Below are 4,200 nucleotides of genomic sequence, written 5' to 3'. Positions count from 1 at the left end.
TCTGCTGTGGAGTATGAATCACAGCCGTTAACTTCCTTGGCATCCGGTGAGCACGACGGAGTTGGGGTTGCTCGAAAGCAACTAGACAAGCAGCCATCAGAAGGATTAGGTTAAAGATAGACCAAAGAACATTAACAATCACCGCTTGGCTATCCTCCGGTCTTAACCATAGCCACAGAGGTACAGTAAACAAGGCAGCAGTAGCCAGTGCAGCCACTAACACTAGGTACTTGACCGAATCAAAATCAAAGCTGCGCTTGGTAACATTCATCCCTTTATCGGTAACATTGAAAGACCCTAACTTAGGATTAATCAGAGCTAAGAGGGTAACCATTCCCGCCTGGAATGACAGGGCAAATTCAAAAATCTCGTTCCAGAAGGAGAAACGGACGTGCTTGTAGGGAATGTGGTTGGTCTGCATCGATAAAATAACGTGAGGCAGAGCATAGCACAAGGTTTCAAAACCGAGACCCTTAACCGAATTGATGCCAAATAATAAGAATAGAGTGGGTGCGATCGCATACATCAATCGCGGGAAGCCGAAGAAAAAGTGGGCTGTGGCACTCATGTAGCACAACCGTTGGGGCAGGCTCAACCTCACCTTCCGGTTGAACAAGGGATTTTCCAGGCGCAGAATCTGAGCCATTCCCCTAGCCCAACGTACCTGTTGACCGATATAGGCCGAAAATTTTTCTGGCGCTAAACCTGCCACCATAATCTTGTCGTAGTAGACCGACTCGTAACCCTTTGAGTGCAGACGGAAGGCAGTATGGCAGTCTTCGGTAACTGTTTCGGTGGCAATACCTCCGATTTCCATGACGTGGGTTTTGCGAATCACCGCCGCAGACCCACAAAAGAACGCCGCATTCCAGAAATCATTGCCCTTTTGCAGCACCTTATAAAACAGTTCATTACCCACAGGTATTCTGCCTTCTGTGAGCAGATTACGCTCAAAGGGGTCTGGGTTATAGAACCAGTGGGGTGTTTGGACAAAGGAAACCTTAGGGTTAAAAAAGAAGCCAACAGTTTCCTTCAACAAGTTTTTAGCGGGAATGTGGTCACAATCAAGAATAAGCACTAAATCCCCTTTGGTTTTATGAAAAGCTGTGTTGATATTGCCAGCTTTAGCATGATGATTATTATCCCGAGTCAGGAGTTCGGAGCCTAGATCCTCACACATTTGGCGCAACTTTTCCCTACGCTCTGGATACTTTCTGCCATCATCAAGGACATAAACTGATTTTTTATCAGTCGGATAGTCAATGGCTACAGCCGCTAAGGTGGTTTTGCGGACAATTTCGAGATCTTCGTTATAGGTAGGAATGTAAATATCAACCCTAAACCACTCCTCTTGGGGAATATTTTCTAAACTAACTGCTTTACGTTCTTTGATTTTTAAGGTTTGAAAGTAAGCCAAAAATAAGGTAGCGATCGCATAAAATTCTGCTCCATACAACAGCAAGCAAAAAACTATATTCAGCCACCCTTCAAAATTCAGCGTATATCGAGTGCGGTAATAAAAATAGCGTAGGGTAGTGAAAGCGCTAAGTAAAACTAACAATAAGTGGAGATATTCACTGGTTTTACGATTCGGTTTATCTTCCTCCATCTGAATAATCACCCGTCCCATCAGGAACAAAATTACAGCAAGCAACCCTTGTTGCCAAATTGGTGGGCGAGCAGTAATTAGAGGAATGAATAGCAATAGTAAAGATCCAATTAGCAACAGCAATTGACGGCGACTTAGCCACTGTAAAATCTGGTCAAATATATAGGGTAAGTCTTCCACTACCCAGACTGTTAGTCGCTGTCGCTGTTGGGGTGTGGTCACCAAGCCTCTGTGACCCGGTTTTGACCTAATCTTTAAAAATGGAATAGTCAATCGCTTCGCTCCAATTCAAAATTATCAATTCAAAATTCAAAAATACCCCATTAACTAATTCATTTTATTGTAGTAATTGGAAACAATTCCAAATTATAAATTTAGTCATTTTGAATTTTTAATTTGGCATTTTGACTTAAAAAACCGTCATTAATTTCTATCCCTAGCCATTTTTTGGAGATAAAACTGAATAACACCGTAACTAAGCAAGGTTGCAGCTACAATAGCTGGAGCTAACAACAACCAACTTCTTATTATGAAGTTAAAAATTTGCTGAGTCAACTCAGGTTTTTCCATTTGACGCTGGCGCTTTGGCTTGAAAAACTCCATATTATAAGAATTTTGTTGATAAATATTGGGATTTTCCGAGTTAGCACTAATCAGTACCGTGTCTCCCTTGATTTGAGAGAATAGTGGGTCTTGATTTAATAAGTCTTGGACTTTTTCTAAGCCTTTATCAGTTTGAGCACTTAGAGCAAGCAGCACCCGTTCTTTATTCCATGGCGATATAATTTCTTTGATCACCCCATCATGATCAGACCAGGTTTGAATTTGACTATCACTCCGCTGCCTTGTCAAAAAATCTTTTAATTCAAAACCACCAGAAGAGAAAATTTCAGGAAACGGAAATTTATCTTGAGGGCCAATTCCTACCAAATGATGGTCACTGCGTTCCTCAGTGGGTAAAGAATCTTTAGTATAAACTGATAGCTGGATTGATTCCGCTTTGCTTAACCGTCCCAGTCTGTTAGTGAACTGTAGTAATGTCATCAGTACACTGATTGAGGGGTCTTTTGGTAGCACAATAACGGTATTGGATAAATCCTGAGGAGCAGCAAAGGGAAAACCCGTTTTCAGCAACCCCAAATCTGGGACTTTGGCAACACTGGTGCGCTGGAGTTCAAAATTTGTATCACTGTGCAACGTACCCCAAAGCTGTTGGTCAGTTACTTTGCTACAGGAGCGCCGTTCCCGAGCATCAAGACGAAAATCCACCTGGATTTTAGAATAGGGGGTAATGTTGTCACTAGGCAGGGCAACCCTCAGGGACTCTCTAGTTCCACCATCGATGGACGTTAGCTTTTTGCCGATTAGGGCAATGCCATCTAGCTTGACTTCCACTACTGAGGTTTTGGGATTAATTTGGGGGCCGTAGCTATAAATTAGGTTCATATAGTTATCCCCCTCAAACTTATCATCGGGCAATGCCCGGAAGTCAATAGTAATGGGTGGGGAATCAGAACCCCTGACTGTTATATCCTCAATCGGCTGATTGTAGGGAGTTTTGAGGTCGCTGAGCTTGAATGTGGGTTCTACAGGTAAATAGTCTGGCCAATCACGGGATGCAGGGGTTGGCACTTCCTCCAGCTTTTCAACTAAGATCGCTTGACTGGTACCAATTTGACGGTCTTCCGATTGCACTAAAAACTGTACTGCTTTCGCCACTCCTTCTGGCCCATTACCGGTTGCTACCAATACTGCGCCTTCATTGCCAGGAGTGGTGGTTAACATTAAGACCCCGACATCGGGGGGTAAGGCTTTTTCCTTAGCATCGAGAATCTTATTGTTTCCTACAGGAAGGGGTAGTTTCAGGGATTTGAGTTCTGGCTGTTGTTCTGGTGTGCCGATGATCACCAATCGATTACCAGAAAATCGATTAATCCCCGTTCCACTGACCTCTTTAACAGATTTCACCAAGGAAGTCTTCAGGCGACGATAATCCGCTAGCCTACCTAAGGAAGCTTGGAAACGAGCAGTGCTAGTTAACCAATTATCATCAATCTCCTTGGGCAACAGATAAGTAATTTGATTTGGTTCTAGACTGAGGTCATCAAAGATCGGGTAAGGATAGCGATTGAAGTCTAGAGAAACCGGTTGGGGTTCAAAATCAAAGACTATTTTAGAATCGGGTAGAATTTCTGTCCATAGGGAAGGATCATAGGGGTCTTGAGTACAGGTAGGAGAGTTATTCTGTAGCGCCGCAATTGTGATTTGGTTGTAGTTACGGAGTTGGTCTATCGGAATATTAAATAGCACATTCCCAATTTCCCCTTTCTGGCGCTTGAGAGGAATACTGCCAACGCTAACACCATTAATTAGAACGGTAAGATTAGAGCGAGTGGCATAGAGCGCTGGAGAATGGCGAAAGCGAATCAAGGCTTTGACAGATTTGAGTTGCCAATCTCGGGGACGAGTAAACCCTAGCCGTGCTTCGTCATAGATGCCTCTTAAACTAAAACGAGAGCCTACTACTGGGCTGCGATTGAATTCTAGGATGTACTTACCAGCAGGAGGAGCATCGATCTCAGGAGCTTTAA

2 protein-coding genes are annotated in these 4,200 nt (G+C 43.4%); both read right to left on the bottom strand.

What is annotated here, in order from left to right; translation table 11 throughout:
* On the bottom strand, positions 1 to 1,831 hold a 1,831-nt coding region (locus tag F6K20_RS26850), incomplete at its 3' end, for a glycosyltransferase family 2 protein (RefSeq protein ID WP_502708881.1).
* Positions 1,832 to 2,032: 201 nt separating this feature from the next.
* Positions 2,033 to 4,200, bottom strand: a 2,168-nt coding sequence (locus F6K20_RS26845) for a cellulose biosynthesis cyclic di-GMP-binding regulatory protein BcsB (RefSeq protein ID WP_287296675.1), incomplete at its 5' end; no start/stop codon positions are given.

This window comes from Moorena sp. SIO2C4 (assembly GCF_010672485.1).
Lineage (GTDB): Bacteria > Cyanobacteriota > Cyanobacteriia > Cyanobacteriales > Coleofasciculaceae > Moorena > Moorena producens.
This window is presented reverse-complemented; position numbering and strand designations above follow the sequence as displayed.